The sequence below is a fragment of the Colwellia sp. 5_MG-2023 genome (genome assembly GCF_030547795.1).
Taxonomy (GTDB): domain Bacteria; phylum Pseudomonadota; class Gammaproteobacteria; order Enterobacterales; family Alteromonadaceae; genus Colwellia.
Map to the genome: position 1 here is coordinate 77,508 of NZ_JAUOPW010000006.1, position 17,395 is coordinate 94,902.

General features: G+C 35.9%; 16 protein-coding genes. 1 reads left to right on the plus strand and 15 read right to left on the minus strand.

Features of this window, described 5'->3' with window-relative positions; translation table 11 throughout:
• Nucleotides 1–181: 181 nt before the first annotated feature.
• The 5 genes from Q4496_RS06785 to rlmD form a co-directional block, all read right to left on the minus strand.
• Entirely contained in the window at nucleotides 182–637 is a 456-nt protein-coding gene (locus Q4496_RS06785; RefSeq protein ID WP_303610127.1) for a YbaN family protein, read from the minus strand.
• Between the two features lie 11 nt (nucleotides 638–648).
• Nucleotides 649–1,260, minus strand: a complete 612-nt coding sequence (locus Q4496_RS06790) for an RNA methyltransferase (protein ID WP_215971341.1) — start codon at nucleotides 1,258–1,260, stop codon at nucleotides 649–651.
• A gap of 11 nt (nucleotides 1,261–1,271) precedes the next feature.
• The gene (gene mazG / locus Q4496_RS06795) at nucleotides 1,272–2,090 is read right to left on the minus strand and encodes a nucleoside triphosphate pyrophosphohydrolase (RefSeq protein WP_215971342.1); all 819 of its coding nucleotides are present in this window, start codon (nucleotides 2,088–2,090) and stop codon (nucleotides 1,272–1,274) included.
• Nucleotides 2,091–2,125: 35 nt separating this feature from the next.
• Complete coding sequence (gene relA / locus Q4496_RS06800; RefSeq protein ID WP_215971381.1) at nucleotides 2,126–4,318, minus strand: GTP diphosphokinase; 2,193 nt, start codon at nucleotides 4,316–4,318, stop codon at nucleotides 2,126–2,128.
• Between the two features lie 139 nt (nucleotides 4,319–4,457).
• Complete coding sequence (gene rlmD / locus Q4496_RS06805) at nucleotides 4,458–5,873, minus strand: 23S rRNA (uracil(1939)-C(5))-methyltransferase RlmD (protein ID WP_215971343.1); 1,416 nt, start codon at nucleotides 5,871–5,873, stop codon at nucleotides 4,458–4,460.
• Between the two features lie 195 nt (nucleotides 5,874–6,068).
• Here rlmD and barA point away from each other — a divergent pair, with 195 nt between their 5' ends.
• A complete protein-coding gene (gene barA, locus Q4496_RS06810) occupies nucleotides 6,069–8,873 on the plus strand; it encodes a two-component sensor histidine kinase BarA (protein ID WP_303610128.1) in 2,805 nt (934 codons plus the stop codon).
• Here barA and Q4496_RS06815 read toward each other — a convergent pair.
• From Q4496_RS06815 to Q4496_RS06860, 10 genes are all read right to left on the minus strand, one after another.
• The gene (locus Q4496_RS06815) at nucleotides 8,870–9,118 is read right to left on the minus strand and encodes a hypothetical protein (protein WP_215971345.1); all 249 of its coding nucleotides are present in this window, start codon (nucleotides 9,116–9,118) and stop codon (nucleotides 8,870–8,872) included. The two genes, barA and Q4496_RS06815, sit on opposite strands and share 4 nt — an antisense overlap.
• A 151-nt stretch (nucleotides 9,119–9,269) precedes the next feature.
• Nucleotides 9,270–9,662, minus strand: coding sequence for a holo-ACP synthase (gene acpS / locus Q4496_RS06820; protein WP_215971346.1), 393 nt, complete (start codon nucleotides 9,660–9,662; stop codon nucleotides 9,270–9,272).
• An 89-nt stretch (nucleotides 9,663–9,751) separates the two neighbouring features.
• A complete protein-coding gene (gene pdxJ, locus Q4496_RS06825) occupies nucleotides 9,752–10,483 on the minus strand; it encodes a pyridoxine 5'-phosphate synthase (protein ID WP_215971347.1) in 732 nt (243 codons plus the stop codon).
• An 11-nt stretch (nucleotides 10,484–10,494) separates the two neighbouring features.
• The gene (gene recO, locus Q4496_RS06830; RefSeq protein ID WP_215971348.1) at nucleotides 10,495–11,223 is read right to left on the minus strand and encodes a DNA repair protein RecO; all 729 of its coding nucleotides are present in this window, start codon (nucleotides 11,221–11,223) and stop codon (nucleotides 10,495–10,497) included.
• Between the two features lie 86 nt (nucleotides 11,224–11,309).
• Nucleotides 11,310–12,221 (minus strand): GTPase Era, encoded by a 912-nt coding sequence (gene era, locus Q4496_RS06835; protein ID WP_215971349.1) that lies wholly within the window; start codon nucleotides 12,219–12,221, stop codon nucleotides 11,310–11,312.
• 3 nt (nucleotides 12,222–12,224) lie between these two features.
• Nucleotides 12,225–12,953, minus strand: coding sequence for a ribonuclease III (rnc, locus tag Q4496_RS06840; RefSeq protein ID WP_215971350.1), 729 nt, complete (start codon nucleotides 12,951–12,953; stop codon nucleotides 12,225–12,227).
• Complete coding sequence (gene lepB, locus Q4496_RS06845) at nucleotides 12,953–13,885, minus strand: signal peptidase I (RefSeq protein WP_215971351.1); 933 nt, start codon at nucleotides 13,883–13,885, stop codon at nucleotides 12,953–12,955. The genes rnc and lepB overlap by 1 nt, the downstream gene beginning before the upstream one ends.
• Nucleotides 13,886–13,961: 76 nt before the next feature.
• Nucleotides 13,962–15,752 (minus strand): translation elongation factor 4, encoded by a 1,791-nt coding sequence (gene lepA, locus Q4496_RS06850; RefSeq protein ID WP_215971352.1) that lies wholly within the window; start codon nucleotides 15,750–15,752, stop codon nucleotides 13,962–13,964.
• 102 nt (nucleotides 15,753–15,854) lie between these two features.
• Nucleotides 15,855–16,346, minus strand: a complete 492-nt coding sequence (locus Q4496_RS06855; RefSeq protein ID WP_252727311.1) for a SoxR reducing system RseC family protein — start codon at nucleotides 16,344–16,346, stop codon at nucleotides 15,855–15,857.
• Nucleotides 16,346–17,359: a MucB/RseB C-terminal domain-containing protein gene (locus Q4496_RS06860; RefSeq protein WP_215971353.1), complete on the minus strand. Its 1,014-nt coding sequence runs from the start codon at nucleotides 17,357–17,359 to the stop codon at nucleotides 16,346–16,348. The genes Q4496_RS06855 and Q4496_RS06860 overlap by 1 nt, the downstream gene beginning before the upstream one ends.
• Between the last annotated feature and the right edge of the window lie 36 nt (nucleotides 17,360–17,395).

Here is a 17,395-nt window from a genome sequence, read left to right on the forward strand (position 1 = left end):
TTACGGAATGACGAAATGGGCGTCATCCTGAAAGGAATCAATATCCCATAAACGGCCATCGTTACCTTAAAAAAATCGTCATCTTACACCGTCGTCATTCTGAACTTAATTCAGAATCTTACACATACCTCATTATTTGTCCCGCTTTCTTAAGGGACTACAATATGGTGATAATATAGGGCTATTTACTAATAGGTAAACGGCATAAAAAAATGAAAGGCCAAATAACTAGGAGAATAACCAAAAACGATAACATCAAGTCTTGTAGTAAATAAGAAGACCAAGCCACCGATAGTATAATCATAAGCAAGGCAATTCTTTTTGCTTTTCTAGGTATACTTCGACTTTTCTGCCATTCTCGAATTAGTGGTCCAAATGTTTTGTTATCAAGTAATTTTTGTTGCATTCTTGGTGACGATTTAGCAAAACAAGCTGTTGCCATAATCAAAAAAACAGTTGTTGGTAGAATTGGTAAGATCGCACCTAATATGGCTAAACCAACACAAAAAACGCCCATAGTTTTCCATAGCAAAACCATAATTTTGTTTCGTTTAGCAATAGTCACAGGACAACCTTGGGCCGTTATTCTAGACTTTATTTCTGCTGTTTGAGTTAGCGATTCTTGGTTTTGACACAAAACTCACTCCATTATTCGTGTTTCAAGTTAACTTTAACTTTATTATTGGTGTCGCGACTTTTCTTTATTAATGCATTATCACTATCTATCTGATTACTATTCACTAAGGATTTAGCTAATCTATCATATAACAATACGTTCACTGAGGCCGCTAAGTTCATACAGCCCACCGTGGGTACATATACAACACCATCAGCATTATTTATGACGCTTTGACTAATAGTACCATCTTCAGGACCAAAGATATAAATCGCTTGATCTGGGTGTTGAAAATGAGGCAATGGTGTCGCTCCTTCAACGAGATCTACACAAATAATTTTGGTATTTTCTGGTAGTTCAGCGCGCAAGGCTTCAATATTTTCAAAATTTCTTGCGGCCTTTAAAGGAATTTTTTCATGAGCATTTTTAGTATCGGTATTATGTTTTGAGCCATTATATTTAGCTGCATTCGCATACCGCTGTCCTGTATACAATACTTGGTCAACACAATAGCAACCTGCAGCACGCATAACAGCACCAACATTGCTGGGACTTTTAGGGTTAGTTAAACCAACAGTTACATAACTATTGTCAACTTGTAAACGTTTTCCTAAAGCCATAGTGGAGAGTAAAAGTTTAGTCATAATATTATCTGCTATTTCTCATTCAGCTTTACTTGCTGCCAATACTGCTCTAATTGCGCTAAACTATGCGCTGAAAAATCTCGTTCCGATTGCTGTACTTGTGCTTCAACCCCATGAAAGCGTTTAGTAAACTTTTGATTTGCCTTACGCAGCAATGTTTCAGGATCTTCTTTTGCATGACGACATAAGTTCACTACGGCAAACATTAAATCCCCTATTTCTTCCCCTAATGCTTTTTTATTAAGGTTTTCTGCTTCGAGCTCTGCTTTAACTTCGAGTACTTCTTCTTCAATTTTTGCAAAAACATCCTTCACATTATCCCAATCAAAGCCGACATGCGAACATCTTTTTTGGATCTTTGCTGCTTGTGATAGAGCGGGTAAGCTTTTAGGTATATCAGCAAGAATACTCAAGTTTTCTTGGTTATTTTTTGCTTGACGTTCTTTGGCTTTTTCATTTTCCCAGTTAGCTTTTATTTGTGCGTCACTCGTTAAATCAGCACTACTAAAAACGTGAGGATGACGGCGAATAAGCTTCTCACAGATAGCCTCAACCACGGTATCAAAATTAAAAAGTTGTTGTTCCTGTCCAAGCTGACTATAAAAAATAACTTGGAACAATAAATCACCTAACTCTTTATTAAGCTCAACAAAGTCATTTTGCTCTATTGCATCAACCACTTCATATGCTTCTTCTATAGTGTGCGCGGTAATAGAGGCAAAATTTTGCTTTATATCCCACGGACAGCCTGTGTCAGGATCACGTAATTGGGACATTATCCAACGTAATTTTTCAATTGAAGCTTCGCTTTCAATATTAACATTTAGCATGTATGTTCTCTTATTCTTAATTTTGACAACAAGTTTTATAATCTTTTAACTTCCACAACATCATCAAGTTGCCTTACTTTATCTAGCACTCTAGTAAGTAGCTCACTACTGGTGACTTCTATTTTAATTTTCATACTCATGGTTTGTTTAGCGCTATCGCTATGACTTTCGATACCAACAATACTCACCTTTTCATTCGCAATAATCGTTGATATATCTCGAAATAACCCTTGACGATCACTAGCGATAATAAGCACACTCGCTTGATAATTTTGCTTATCATCAACGCCCCATTGAAGCTCTACAATACGCTCCGGCTGCTGATTTAACGAATTAGCGAGTTGTTCACAATCTTGCCGGTGAACTGAAATACCTCGCCCTTGAGTAATAAAGCCTGAAATCATGTCACCTGGTACAGGGGAACAACATTTTGCCATGTGTGTGAGCAAATTACCGACGCCCGACACAGTAATACCATTATCGTCGCCAGCAGTACTATGCCCTGCCTGAGGCTCTTTCACTAAACTTTGCGGATCAATCTCAGGTGCTGGATTAAACTTTTCTTCAAGTTGTTTAAAGTAATTAATAACTTGCTGTAAACGTGCATTACCTGAACCAATAGCAGCATATAGATCATCAATGGTTTTTACATTGAAATGCGCCACCGCTTCTTTCAATTGCCCTTGGCTAATGGTTAAGTTAGTTAACTTTGCTAATTCTGTATCAAGTAACTCCTTACCTTGAGCTAAATGCTTATCGCGATCTTGTAATTTAAAAAAATGTTGTACTTTGGCTCGAGCTCTTGATGAATGAATATAATTTAAATTAGGGTTTAACCAATCACGACTTGGATTAGGGTGATTATTTGTTAACACTTCAACCTGATCACCCGTTTTCAACTGATGAGTAAAAGGAACGATTTTTCCAAAGACTTTAGCCCCAATACAACAATGACCAACATTAGAGTGAATATAATAGGCAAAATCTAATGGGGTTGAACCCATAGGTAAATCAATCACATCACCAGAAGGTGTAAAGACATAAATTCTATCTTCAAAAACCTGGCTGCGAAGTTCATCTAGCAGCTCTCCATTTTCCGAGACATCATCTTGCCACTGTAAAATTTTGCGTAACCAGCCTATCTTGTCATCAAAGCTATTACTTTTTCCTGTTATCGAGCCTTCTTTATAACGCCAATGTGCTGCTACACCTAACTCGGCATCATCATCCATTTGCTGCGTTCTTATTTGTACCTCTACTGACTTACCTTCAGGGCCAAGTACAACAGTATGAATCGATTGGTAACCATTAGACTTAGGCGTTGCAACGTAGTCTGAAAATTCTTGAGATAAATGTTGCCACTGAGTATGAACAACACCTAAAGCAGAATAACAGTCTTGTATTCTTTCAACGACAACTCGCACAGCTCGCACATCAAACAACTGATCGAAATCTAATGCTTTTTGCTGCATTTTTTTCCAGATGCTATAAATATGTTTTGGACGACCGTAAACCTCTCCCTTGATTTCTAACGCTTTTAATTGATCACTTAAATTCCCAACAAAATCATGCATATATTGTTCACGTTCAAGGCGTGTTTCATCTAATAATTTGGCAATTTTTTTATAAACTTGTGGATGAAGGTAACGAAATGAAATATCTTCTAATTCCCACTTTAATTGACCAATACCTAAGCGGTTGGCCAAAGGTGCATATATATTAGCGCTATCTTTAGCTGTTAATACGCGACTTTCTTCATCACTGTGCTTTTGTTCTCGTAAGTCACACAAACGTTCAGCTAATTTAATAACTACCGCACGTACATCTTCAACCATGGCCAATAACATACGGCGAATATTATCAATATTACTTACACTACTTTGTTGCCTTAAGCCTTTGATAGCTTCCATTTTCTCAACACCTTGGCAAAGCATTGCAACATCTTTACTACAGTGTTCTTTAACAAAATCTTGCGTAATTAAATTCTCTTCTAGTAAAGGCGTTAAAAAAGCTGCTAATAAAGAATCAGCATCTAAATTTAAACTAGAAAGTATCTCTACCATTTCCCTTGCTTTTAAAAGACTAGCTTCATGTTGTTGAAAGAATGGCGAAACTTGCTCCCACAACTGTTCCAATGCTTGTTGTTTTTCTTCTGGTAAAGATTGCTCTGTTAGCCAATGTTTAAAATTTACACTAACAACCTGATGAGATTTACGCACCGAAACCATTTTCTTTCCTTTATGAAAACCACGATTTAAGACCAATTTCGCTAAATTATACCACGGCACTCCTGCTCTCAATGCCAAGAACAACTTTTGCGCCGTGAAGTATTGCCATTGAGCAATAACTAAGTGTAATTTAGTTTACTTACCGACTAAACAATACCATAGTCTCAACATGCTTTGTTTGAGAAAACATATCGATTAACCCTATTTTTTCAATTTTATACCCTTTTGAAATTAGCACCTGACTATCTCTAGCCAACGTAGTAGGATCACAACTAACATATAAAACTGTGGGAATATTAAGTTGAATCACTTGCTCTACAGCTAACTCTGCTCCTGCTCTAGCAGGATCTAATAGCACCTTATTAAATTCATTTTTCGCCCAAATATTAGACAACCATTCACTATTTAAATCTGCTTGAAAAAAATGGCAATTATTTATCTGGTTAAACTTAGCATTAGCACTCGCTTTATTAACCATACTTTGTACACCTTCAACGCCAATAACTAACTTAGCTTGTTGCGCTAGCGGTAAACTGAAGTTTCCAAGACCACAAAATAAATCTAATATATTGTCATTTTTTTGCGGCGACAACCAATCAAGCGCCTGTTCAACCATGGCCAAATTTACCTGCTGATTTATCTGTATAAAATCTGTACTTGAAAAATTAATTTGAATACCATTAACTAAGCGATAACGTAAACTATCAACCAAGTTACCTGAACTTTTATTAACATTTTCGTTATTACTATCATTAGTTTGGAAATAAATTTCCCAGCTATTCTTTTCAGCATATTCTTGCCACAATTGATGGTCATGTTCATTTATCGCTCTAATTTGGCGGATGATGAGTGTTAACTTTTTTACTGGCTTCGTAGCACTATTTATATCAACGGGGACTAGCTCATTATCATCTAAATCTTCTGTGCTAATAACTTCAATATGACCAATCGCTTTTTTCACACTCAGTTTATTAATCAATGTTTTTAATAAGGGAAATATATTAGCCGCCGGCTCAACAAGCACAGGGCACGACTTAACAGCGACAAGCTGATTAGTAGATTTTTGCCTAAAACCGATCGTCGCGTGGGCGTTCTTATCAAATTGCACACCTATTCTTGCTTTTCGACGGTATTCCCATGGCGAACTCGTAACGGGGCTTTGCCAAGGTAATTTAGCAACAATAGTGTCTGCTACACCAGCGCGAGAAAAAAGCGATATAATTTTATTTTTCTTAAAATCAAGCTGCTGTGAATATTCTAGCTGCTGTATATCGCAACCACCACACAGAGTAAAATGCTGGCATTTTGCCACAACCCTATGTTGGCTAGCTTTATTGATTGTTAAAAGTTTAGCTAACGCATATTTATTTTTTTGTTCAACAATCTTAATATCGACGCTTTCGTTCGGTAAAGAGCCAGGAATAAAAACGGGTTTACTCTGGTAGTAGGCAACGCCACAGCCATTTGAGTCTAATCTTTCAACCTTAACGGTTAGTTTTTTTCTCTCTTGGGCTTTAACTGACTTTTTATTATTTACTTGGAAAAAGTTTGCCATTATTGAATACCTAGGAATTTTCTTTATTTGGGCTTACATCAGTAGCTAAAGCAGAACTCAACTAAAAAGTGTAATTTTATTAAGCATATGACATTATAGGCTTATCAGGATGATCATTTTACACTAGTTTTATACTCGTTCCACCTGAAGTTACGGGTTTAGGGTAAAACGAGCAAATATTAAACACTATTCATAATGCATAAATTACGCCTCAAAGACTGGGTTATATTACTAACGATTGTTCCTATAGCATTTATTAGCTTTGGACTTGCCAGCTATTTTTCATATAACCGTAGTAGTGAATTAAACGAATTTTTAACTTTACGCTCCCAAAGTATTATTGAACCTTTAGCCATTACCACTAAAGAAGCATATGTTAACAACAACCGCGAAAAAATTCGCGCTATCATCAGCGCGGTACACCGAAGCCAATCAAGTCTTATTAAAAGTATTACTGTCTTTACTTTAGATAACCAAATATTAGTAACCAGCGCTTATCATGGTGATACAAATTTAATGCGCTTAAAACCAGAAGAAGCCCCTCCTTCCTATACTCAAGGAGAGCACTTTGACGATTTTATTATTTTCAGAACGCCTATCCTTGACGAAAAATTTGATAGTAATAATGTTTTAACACCTTTGGGCTACATTGCTATACATGTCGATAAAAGCTGGATTAAGCTCAAACAACAAAGCCAATATATTATTGCCTTTAGCCTCGCTTTTCTTGCTGTTTTACTGAGTAGTCTTTTAGCACTGAAGCTGATTCAAAACGTAACTAAGCCGATCAACTCCATGGTGAATGCTATTGATCGAATTAGAGAGGGAAAGCTTGAAAGTCGCGTAACTGGGCAACTGTTAATTGGCGAACTTAATTTTTTAAAACTAGGTATTAATGCCATGGCGCAATCATTGGGTAATTACCAAAATGAAATGCAAAGTAGTATTGATCAAGCAACCATTGATTTACGTGAAAGTTTAGAACAGTATGAAATTCAAAATGTTGAGTTAAGCATTGCCAAGAAAAAATCTCAAGATGCTAATAAAATAAAGTCGGAATTTTTAGCTAATATGAGCCATGAATTACGTACCCCCTTAAATGGGGTAATTGGCTTTACTCGACAAGTACTTAAAACACCACTAAGCGACTCTCAACGAGATTACTTACAAACAATCGATAGATCTGCCAATAATTTACTCGCCATTATTAATGATATTCTGGATTTTTCAAAACTTGAAGCAGGAAAAATGGTAATAGAAAGTATTCCCTTTTCATTAAGAGAATCTATCGATGAGAGCTTAGTGCTATTAGCACCTAGTGCTCATAAAAAAGAATTAGAGTTATCAATAAAAATTGATAACTCACTGCCTGACTCCTTGTTAGGCGATGCAATGCGCATTAAACAAATTATGAGTAACTTAGTCAGCAATGCTATTAAATTTACTCAACATGGCTCTGTGCTTATCGATGTTACCTTCAACATAATTAACGCCAAACGAGCTGCAATAAAAATAACCGTTGCTGACAGTGGTATTGGTATGAGCAACGTACAACAAAAAACAATATTTAAAGCCTTTACTCAAGCAGATCAAAGTATCACCAGACTACATGGAGGAACCGGTTTAGGTTTAGTTATTTGCCAAAGACTTGCTCATGAAATGAAGGGGGATATAGGTTTTAGTTCTAATAAAAATCATGGTTCAACATTTTGGTTTAACTTTGAATGTGGCATGAACACCTTACCTGTAACAGGTGAATTAGAGCACTTAAGGCTAGCAGATAAGTCTATTTTATATTATGAACCGCATTCACATAGCCGAGCGGCAACATACGACATTTTATCTAATTGGGATATGAAAGTAACTAAAGTCGATACTAAAACACAATTAGATGAAGTGCTTGAACAGTCTGCACAAGATGAAAATACACATTTTGATTTTGCATTAATTGGTCACGATAAAACCTCAACCGCTTTAAGTGATTTAAAAAAAACAATCACTAAAATAAAGCCTCAAATAGCCAATATACATTTAGCTATTAATAGTAATTCACCTAGTTTACATGATGCTCTGCTAGCCAGTGGTGCTTTAAGCTGTTTAAGTAAGCCAATAACAACAAACAAACTCTACAGTGCTTTATTAGCTGAGCCTGAGTATTTATCAACGCCAAATAAAAACATTCTGCCCATTAAGGTACTCGCAGTAGACGACAACGAAGCGAACTTAAAACTCATTAATGCCCTATTATGCGAGCAAGTGGGCGAAGTTGTCTTGGCTGACAATGGCTTAAAAGCGTTAGAGTTATGCCAGAATGAAATTTTTACCTTAATTTTTATGGACATTCAAATGCCAATAATGGATGGCATAAGCTCCCTACAAGCTATTAGACGTAATTCTTATAACGAAAAAACGCCTATAATTGCAGTGACAGCCCATGCTTTAAGTGGTGAAAAAGAAAGAATGGAACAACAAGGTTTTGATGCCTACATGACTAAGCCTATAGATGAAACTATGTTAAAACACATTATTTATGAATACTGTGATATTAATTATTTTCTAGATAGTGACAAAAAAAATTCACATACACCGAGAGAAACTTTGCCTTTAACACTACAAGAGGAGCACAATATAAAGATAATAGATTGGCAGATAGCACTTAACAGAACAGGCGGAAAAGAAAATTTAGCTAAAGAGATGCTTATAGGATTAATTGAATACTTACCAGAAAGTAAAAGAGAGATCAGCATTGCGTTAGAAGAACAAGATAGTACGAAATTAACAAAATTGATACACAAACTAAACGGAACTTGCTGTTACACGGGGGTTCCACAGCTAACCAATATTTGCCAAGAAATAGAAACTCAACTGAAAAAAGAGGCAGCTTTAGGTAGCTTAGAGCCTGAATTTTTAGAGTTTTTTGAACAAATAGAGTTAATATTAGAACAAGCGCCTAGTGTGTTAATAAAGCTAAATAGCGATGTACCTGGAATAAATATTTAATCACGAAGCGTAATATCAGGACTTGTATCAATCTCGCCATCTTCAGTAATTATTGCGATCCCAGAGTTACAAGTGAGTACAGCTATACTATGGTCTTTTTCTTTTCGTATAAAGGATAATTCATAGCCAAACTTGCCTAGACTGCTAGCTGAAAATTTTTGCGCTAATGATAACCTATCCCACAACATAGATTTTTCAGATGAGCGTTCACGTCTTTCAAGTATTATTTTCTCTTCTGCTTGCATGAAAATTCCTTATTTAAACAACAAAAGCTAATAGCTACAATTAAAATGCAGAATTCCGCAAATATAAGAACTCGATTTTAGTATAAAAAAAATAAAAATAAAATAAAAAAATATTATACCCGCTATCCTTAATTTAATATTTTTGACTACTTTATGAAAGCGTCACAAATGCTGTTGCATAACGTTTTTCATCAGCAAGAGAAATATGCCAATACTGTGCTTTTTTAGATTGAGCAATTTCTAGGGCTCTACTAGAAAGTATAAGTTTAGGCTCTCCACTTGCAAGCGTTATTATTTCTATATGTTGAAAAGAAACACCACTTGCTATACCAGTACCTAAAGCTTTGGCTGTCGCCTCCTTTCCTGCCCAACGTTTAGCCAAATAACTTGTAGCATTATTAACTGAAACTAGACCCATACTTACAAAGCGTTCATATTCATCCAGTGTCAATACACGCTTAGCTAATCGTTCACGAGTATTATCAGGCATTTTAGCAATACGACTAATTTCTACAATATCTGTACCAATACCAATAATCGGCATATATGATCCTTAAAAGCTAGTTCCCAGTATTTTAAATCGAACTCAAACTAACTTGAGCTCAATTTAAAATAATCATTAAGAAGCTAAAACTACTGCCTTGCTTCTAACATTAATGCTTTCATATCTCTAACCGCTTTATCAAGACCATCAATAGCTGCACGAGCTATAATGGCATGACCAATATTTAATTCTATTATCTCTTCTATTGCAGCAATAGGTTTAACATTAAAGTAATTAAGTCCATGACCTGCATTTACTTTCAAACCAATACTGTGCGCATACTTAATACCATCAGTTAAACGTACTAATTCACTTTGTTGAACTGACTCTTCTATTGCATCGGCATATTGGCCAGTATGGATTTCAATATAAGGTGCGCCACTCGCTAAAGCAGCATCAATTTGACCTTTATCTGCATCAATAAATAAGCTTACTTGTGTACCTACTGCTGAAATTTTTGTCACAGCATCAGCTATTTTTTCAAACTGCTGAATAACATCTAGACCTCCTTCTGTTGTTAGCTCTTCTCTTTTTTCAGGGACTAAACAGCAGAAAGCTGGTTTCACCTCACAGGCAATTGCGATCATCTCGTCAGTAACGGCCATTTCAAAATTCATTCGCGTATGTAGTGTCTGTTTTAACACATGAATATCTCGATCTTGGATATGGCGTCTATCTTCACGTAAATGTACAGTTATACCATCAGCTCCAGCATGCTCGGCAACACTAGCGGCATATACTGGGTCAGGGTAATTTGTTCCCCTAGCTTGGCGTAAAGTCGCAATATGATCGACATTAACGCCTAAAAGTAATTCTTTCATTTTATTCTCTCTTATTTTTTCTCAAATAATTTACGGCTATTTAAAGGCTTACCATCAAGTAGATGGGTTAACACATTTCGCATTAATAGTTTAAACGTATGCCCAGCGTCTTTATCTATAAGCTCTGTGCCTTGATAAATATAATTAGCAATAGATTGTAAATGCTCTGTATTAAACCAAGGCGTAGTTATATTAGTTACTGAATATTTATAAGCAGGAACAAACCCTTGCTCTACTACATAATAAAAACCAGCAACATTATCACTTACTTCATTAAATACAGGGCTAAAATCAAACGATTGACCCAACTCTTCTAACAAGCATAATTCAAATTGTCGTAATTGAGGAGCAATAGGTAAATTTTCAGATAGGGATATTAATGTTAACTGATATTGCTTAAATACCGCTTCACAGACAATATCATTACTCAAGAGTTTAACCAAAAGCTCATTTATATAAAAACCACTATATAAATAATGTTGGTTTAAAGAATAAGAATTACCTGCTGCTTCAATACCCGTAATACGCTTTAACGTCGCATTGCTGTCCTTAAAAGTAAGTTTTAAAGGTAAAAAAGGCTGGATCATACCTTTTTTAATAGAGCGTTTAGATTGCCCTACATACACAAGTGCGGAAGTTTTTCCTTCGTATTCAGTTAACAATTCAAGTAGTTGCTGATTCTCTTTGAAAGGGCGAGAATGGAGTACAAAAGCATGATGTTCCACTTGAATATTTGACATGTTTCTACTATTTTTCGTAATACGTCATTTTATAGAATAAGCCAATAAGTATTGCTTTATTAGCTTAGCTGTTACTTAACTAGCCACTAACCAGAGTAGTCATCACCATAACCTAAGCTTCTTAACGCTCGCTCATCATCCGCCCAACCAGATTTAACCTTAACCCAGGTTTCTAAAAAAACTTTACTATCAAATAAGTTTTCCATATCACGTCTTGCTTCTTGGCCAATAGTTTTTAGGCGTTCACCTCTATTACCAATAACCATACGTTTTTGACTATCACGTTCCACTAAAATTAACGCATTAATATGAATAATACCTTTATCATCCATTTTAAACTGTTCTATTTCAACGGTGATTGAATAAGGAAGTTCATCACCTGTAAAACGAATAAGCTTTTCACGAATAATTTCTGACGCCATAAAACGGCTTGATCTATCCGTGATATGGTCTTCAGGAAACCAAAAGTCACTTTCAGGCAAGCTATCTAAACACAGTTTCTTTATCGTATCGACACTATGCCCTTTGCTGGCAGAAATAGGCACAATATCAGTAAAGTCATGCATTGCTCCTAATTTTTGCAAATGTGGTAATAGCTCATCTTTATCAACAATATTATCGATTTTATTAACCACTAAAATACAAGGTGAACCACTTTTTTTTATTTTATTCAGTACTAAATCATCATCTGTTGTCCAATGAGTACCTTCAACTAAAAAAAGAATTAACTCAACTTCTGAAATTGAACTAGTTGCCGCCCTATTCATCAAACGGTTTATAGCCCTTTTCTCTTCAGAATGAAGGCCCGGTGTATCGACTAAAATAGCTTGTCTATTTTCCTCGGTAAGAATACCTAAAATGCGGTGACGTGTAGTTTGTGGTTTACGCGATGTTATGCTAATTTTTTGACCAAGCAATGCATTAAGTAAAGTAGATTTCCCTACATTAGGACGGCCAACGATGGCAATTATTCCTGCACGAGTAGATTCATTATTCATTGACTATTTTACCTTGGTATTTTTTTGCTTAAGACTACTTTGCTCTAACTGTGCTAAAACTTCTTGTGCGGCTGCTTGCTCAGCTTTACGTCTGCTTGTACCTTGAGCAATCACTTCTTTATTGACAACCTCAGTAATACAACTAACAGTAAAATGCTGATTGTGCGATTGACCACTAGTATCAATAACATCATAAACAGGTAAAGGTATTTTTCTTCCCTGTAGATACTCTTGTAAACGCGTTTTAGGGTCTTTTTGTTCATTTCCTGGCTTAATTGCATCAAGTCGTTGAGCAAACCAAGATAAAATTAACTTCTTACATTGAGATATATTGGAATCTAAATAAACCGCACCGATAATGGCTTCAATAGCATCCTCTAAAATAGATTCCCGTCTATGCCCACCGCTTTTTAGCTCTCCTGGCCCAAGTATTAAGTATTCACCTAAATTAAAATCTCGTCCAATTTCAGCTAACGTTACACCTTTCACTAAGCTAGAACGCATACGAGTCAAATCGCCCTCGTTATGCTTAGGAAATTTATCAAACAACGCTTTTGCAATAACAAACCCCAAAATAGAATCGCCAAGAAACTCGAGTCTTTCGTTATGTTGCCCCTTCGCGCTTCGATGCGTAAGTGCTTGTACTAGTAATTCAGGTTGAGAAAAGCTATAACCAATTTTCTTTGACAAACGATTGAGAGAAATAGCACTAATTTGATTTTTATTACTCATTAGTTTATTGCGCCAATACGTTCAAAACGGATATTTGTTGGTACCCAGTGCGGTAAAATACTTTCTTCAGTACGTTCAAAATCAAAACTCATCCAAATAGCAACAGCTTGACCGACTAGATTTTCTTCAGGTACAAACCCCCAGAAACGCCCATCTAGCGAATTATCGCGATTATCGCCCATTACAAAATAATGCCCTGCTGGCACTAAAAATTCATCTTGTGCCGTACCTGCTTGTTGAAAATAATGGCCTGTTCTAGGTAAAACATTTTGATTATTCAAAATATTATGTTTTTTATCAAACATTACTGCTTCAAATTGGTTCATCCCTTCTTCAGCATCAGGCCCTTCATACTTATTGGTATAGTTATTTACAATCTGCACAAAGTCAGGACAACTTGTATCCGATTCTGTACACGCTTTTTTAATATATAACGATTTATTTCTATAAATAATACGATCACCCGGTAAACCAATAACACGCTTTATATAATCAATTCGAGGATCGACGGGATATTTAAATACCACAGCATCACCACGTTTAGGCAAACCAATTTCAAGAAATTTATTACGAGCAACAGGATCCCTTAAACCATAGTTAAATTTATTCACCAATATAAAATCACCATCGAGCAACGTGGGCATCATCGATCCAGATGGTATTTGAAAAGGCTCATAAAGAAATGATCTTAAGATTAGAACAAAAGCGATTATAGGAAAAATTTGCACCGAAGTATCAATAAGAGGTGATGGTTCCATCAGCTTTTCGATTGTTTCTTTTGGTAATTCTGCCCCACCTTGCATTTTTACCGCATCTTGTGCTTCTTCAACTTTCAATTTACGTTGAGGTGCTAAATAAAGCTTATCTAAAAGCCACACAATACCGGTGATTACCGTAATTGCAACCAAGATAATTGAAAAATAAACAGCCATAAAATTCCTATTTTTAATTGTCACAAAAATAAGTACCGAATATGTTGGTTCAACACTTATTATTTGTATTTTTTAGTTAATTATCTAATTTCAATACTGCTAAAAACGCTTCTTGAGGTACTTCAACATTACCTACTTGCTTCATACGTTTCTTGCCGTCTTTCTGTTTTTGTAATAGCTTTTTCTTACGACTAATATCACCACCATAACATTTAGCGGTTACATTCTTACGTAACTGCTTTACGGTAGTTCTCGCAATAACGTTATTGCCAATAGCGGCTTGAATAGCAATATCAAACATTTGACGATGAATCAGCTCTTTTAGTTTATCAACGAGCATACGACCACGTGAAACAGAATTATCTCTGTGTGTAATCATAGCTAAAGCGTCAACTCGGTCTCCGTTAATCATAACATCGACACGCACCATATCGGCTTCCTGGAAGCGAATAAAATTATAATCGAGTGAAGCATAGCCACGACTTGTTGACTTTAACTTATCAAAAAAGTCCATTACTACTTCAGCCATAGGTAACTCATAAGTAACGGCAACTTGATTTCCGTGATAAATAATATCTTTTTGTACGCCACGCTTTTCAATACATAGGGTAATAACACTACCTAGATATTCTTGTGGTACTAAAATATTAGCTTGTACAATTGGCTCTCTAATTTCGTCAATATTATTAATTGCAGGTAAGTCAGCCGGATTATCAATAGATAATACTTCACCATTCGTACAGGCAATCTCATAATTTACGGTTGGGGCTGTCGTAATTAAATCAAGATCATATTCACGTGCTAAACGCTCTTGAATAATTTCCATATGCAACATGCCAAGGAAGCCAATACGGAAACCAAAACCCAAAGCCGAAGAGTTTTCTGGCTCGAAGAATAAAGAAGCATCATTAAGACTTAATTTATTCAAAGCATCACGGAAGTTTTCATAGTCATCAGAACTAATAGGAAAAATACCTGCGTAAACCTGTGGCTGTGCTTTTTTAAATCCAGGAAGTGCATTCGCTGTTTCTTTTTTACTGATGGTAATGGTATCACCTACAGGTGCTCCATGAATTTCTTTAATGCCTGCAATCACAAAACCAACTTCACCAGCACGTAATATACCAGTATCAATTTGTTTAGGCGTAAATATTCCTACTTTATCAACTTGGTGAACTTGTCCTGTAGACATCACCAACATTTTATCGCCTTTCCTAATTTCACCATTAATAACTCTTACCAAGGAAACAACACCTTGATAGTTATCAAACCATGAATCAACAATTAGCGCTTGTAACGGAGCATCATACTCACCTTGCGGTGGTGGAATATTTTTAACAATCGTTTCTAAAACATCTTCGATGCCAAGACCTGTTTTAGCAGAACAAGTCACGGCATCAGTCGCATCAATACCAATGATATGTTCAATTTCTTCGCTAACACGTTCAGGATCGGCTTGTGGTAAATCTATTTTATTCAAAATAGGAATTACTTCTAAGTCCATTTCAATGGCGGTATAACAATTAGCTACGGTTTGTGCTTCAACCCCCTGTCCGGCATCAACGACAAGTAATGCACCTTCACACGAGGCTAACGAGCGTGATACTTCATAAGAGAAATCAACATGTCCCGGAGTATCGATAAAGTTAAGCTGATAAGTTTCACCATCTTTCGCAATATAATCTAAAGTAACACTTTGTGCTTTAATGGTGATGCCTCGCTCACGTTCAATGTCCATTGAATCAAGAACTTGGGCTTCCATCTCACGTGCTTGCAACCCCCCACAATGTTGAATTAGACGATCTGAAAGTGTTGATTTACCGTGATCGATGTGAGCAATAATTGAGAAGTTACGTATATTTTTCATAAATGGCTATTCAGATAAAAAGTTATTAATTCAAGAATGGCGTGATCTTAACGAATTTAGCGCGCTGGGGCTATCTTTTGTTCAGAATTTTCACAACAGATGTTAACTTTCGCTAATATTGTTGACTTCAAGAGGCTTAGGTAAAACACGTAAAATTTTCGGCTGCAAATTTTTTTGCTTAATTGGGTCGCTTTGCAGTTTTTTTGCTAAACGATAACCTAAGTAACCACCGACACTACCAATAACGATTGCGATTAATTCATGCGGTATTATCGCTTTCTGTACTAGCCATTGACCTAATGCTGAAAACGAAAAGAGCCCTAATATAGGTAATAAATAGACTTGCCAAGCACTACTCAATACATCTTCTTCAGGCACAGTTAATAAAACACTATCACCAACCCCTATTATTTGCTTATTCAGTGATTTAGGTTTACCTAAGGTAAATGATAGCTTTTTATGAGGTATCGCTTTGGCAACTTGCCCGTTGGCACAGTTATTAACTTGTGAGCAACTATTGCAAGTAGACTTTATTTGACTAACGACTGTAATATTACCATGACTAATCTCGGTAACGGTTGCTAATTCTTCCATTATGGTGAAGTAACCTTAGTATTAAAACTGACTGAATTAGCTATTTCCTTCGCGGTCTCTAAAGGAATTTTCCCAACAACACTTACTTCAATATTATTAACTACCTGGCTCAATACCAAGGTGGCACCGTCATTACCAAATTCTAATGGTCTGTTTTTTTCATTACTTGGATTAACATAAACCGAAATATCTACTAAACCATCATTAAAAAGCATAAATTCAACGGCTTGTTTATTGGTGCTAATACGATGTCTATCTGATTTAATTGGCTTAAATCCAGTAGGTAGCCAGTTAACTTGCCAAGCAAGTTCTGTTGTTTTTTGTTGAGTAGCAACATCAATTACTTTTGGTAATTCAGTCGTTTGTAGTTGACTCAAGTTTTCTGAAACAGTATCTGTTATGTCTAAATGAGTAAACTGAATTTGCTCAAGTAAGTTACCTTTGCGAGTGATAATTGCTAACTTTAATAGCAAGCCACTTTGTTGATCTAACCAAAGCCAGTACCCAAAACGATGCGAATCTTTTGGTACAATACGAACTAACTGTGCTGCCCTACCTAGCACCCTATTTTTGCCCACTAAAACCAAATGATAGTTTTCTTCTAAAATACTTATATCTTGGCTAAAAACAGCAGGAATTGGACCACTAATTTGTGAAGAGTCAATAGAGTATGGCGCATATTCTGGTTCATTATAACTAACGATATTATTAATACGTAGAATATCGCGACGTGGGCCATTTAATAAAGCTAAAATTTCAAGCTCAACATATTTATTATTGTCGCCTTGTTCAGCCGTTTTATTTTCGGCAAGACCATGCAACCAATGATAAGGCTCTGCTTGGTTATTTTTAACGACAACAAACGAAGTGTTAAAATTTAGTTGACGTAACGATTGAGAAAGTCGCTCTAGGAGTAACTTTGCTTGTTCTTCATCGGCAGACACAGCTGAAAAACTAACAAATAAACTGGTGATAAAAATGCAGATAAAGGAGAATGATGTTAGTAATTTCATATTTTCTCGTGGTTTAGACAGTAAAAAGTGAATAAC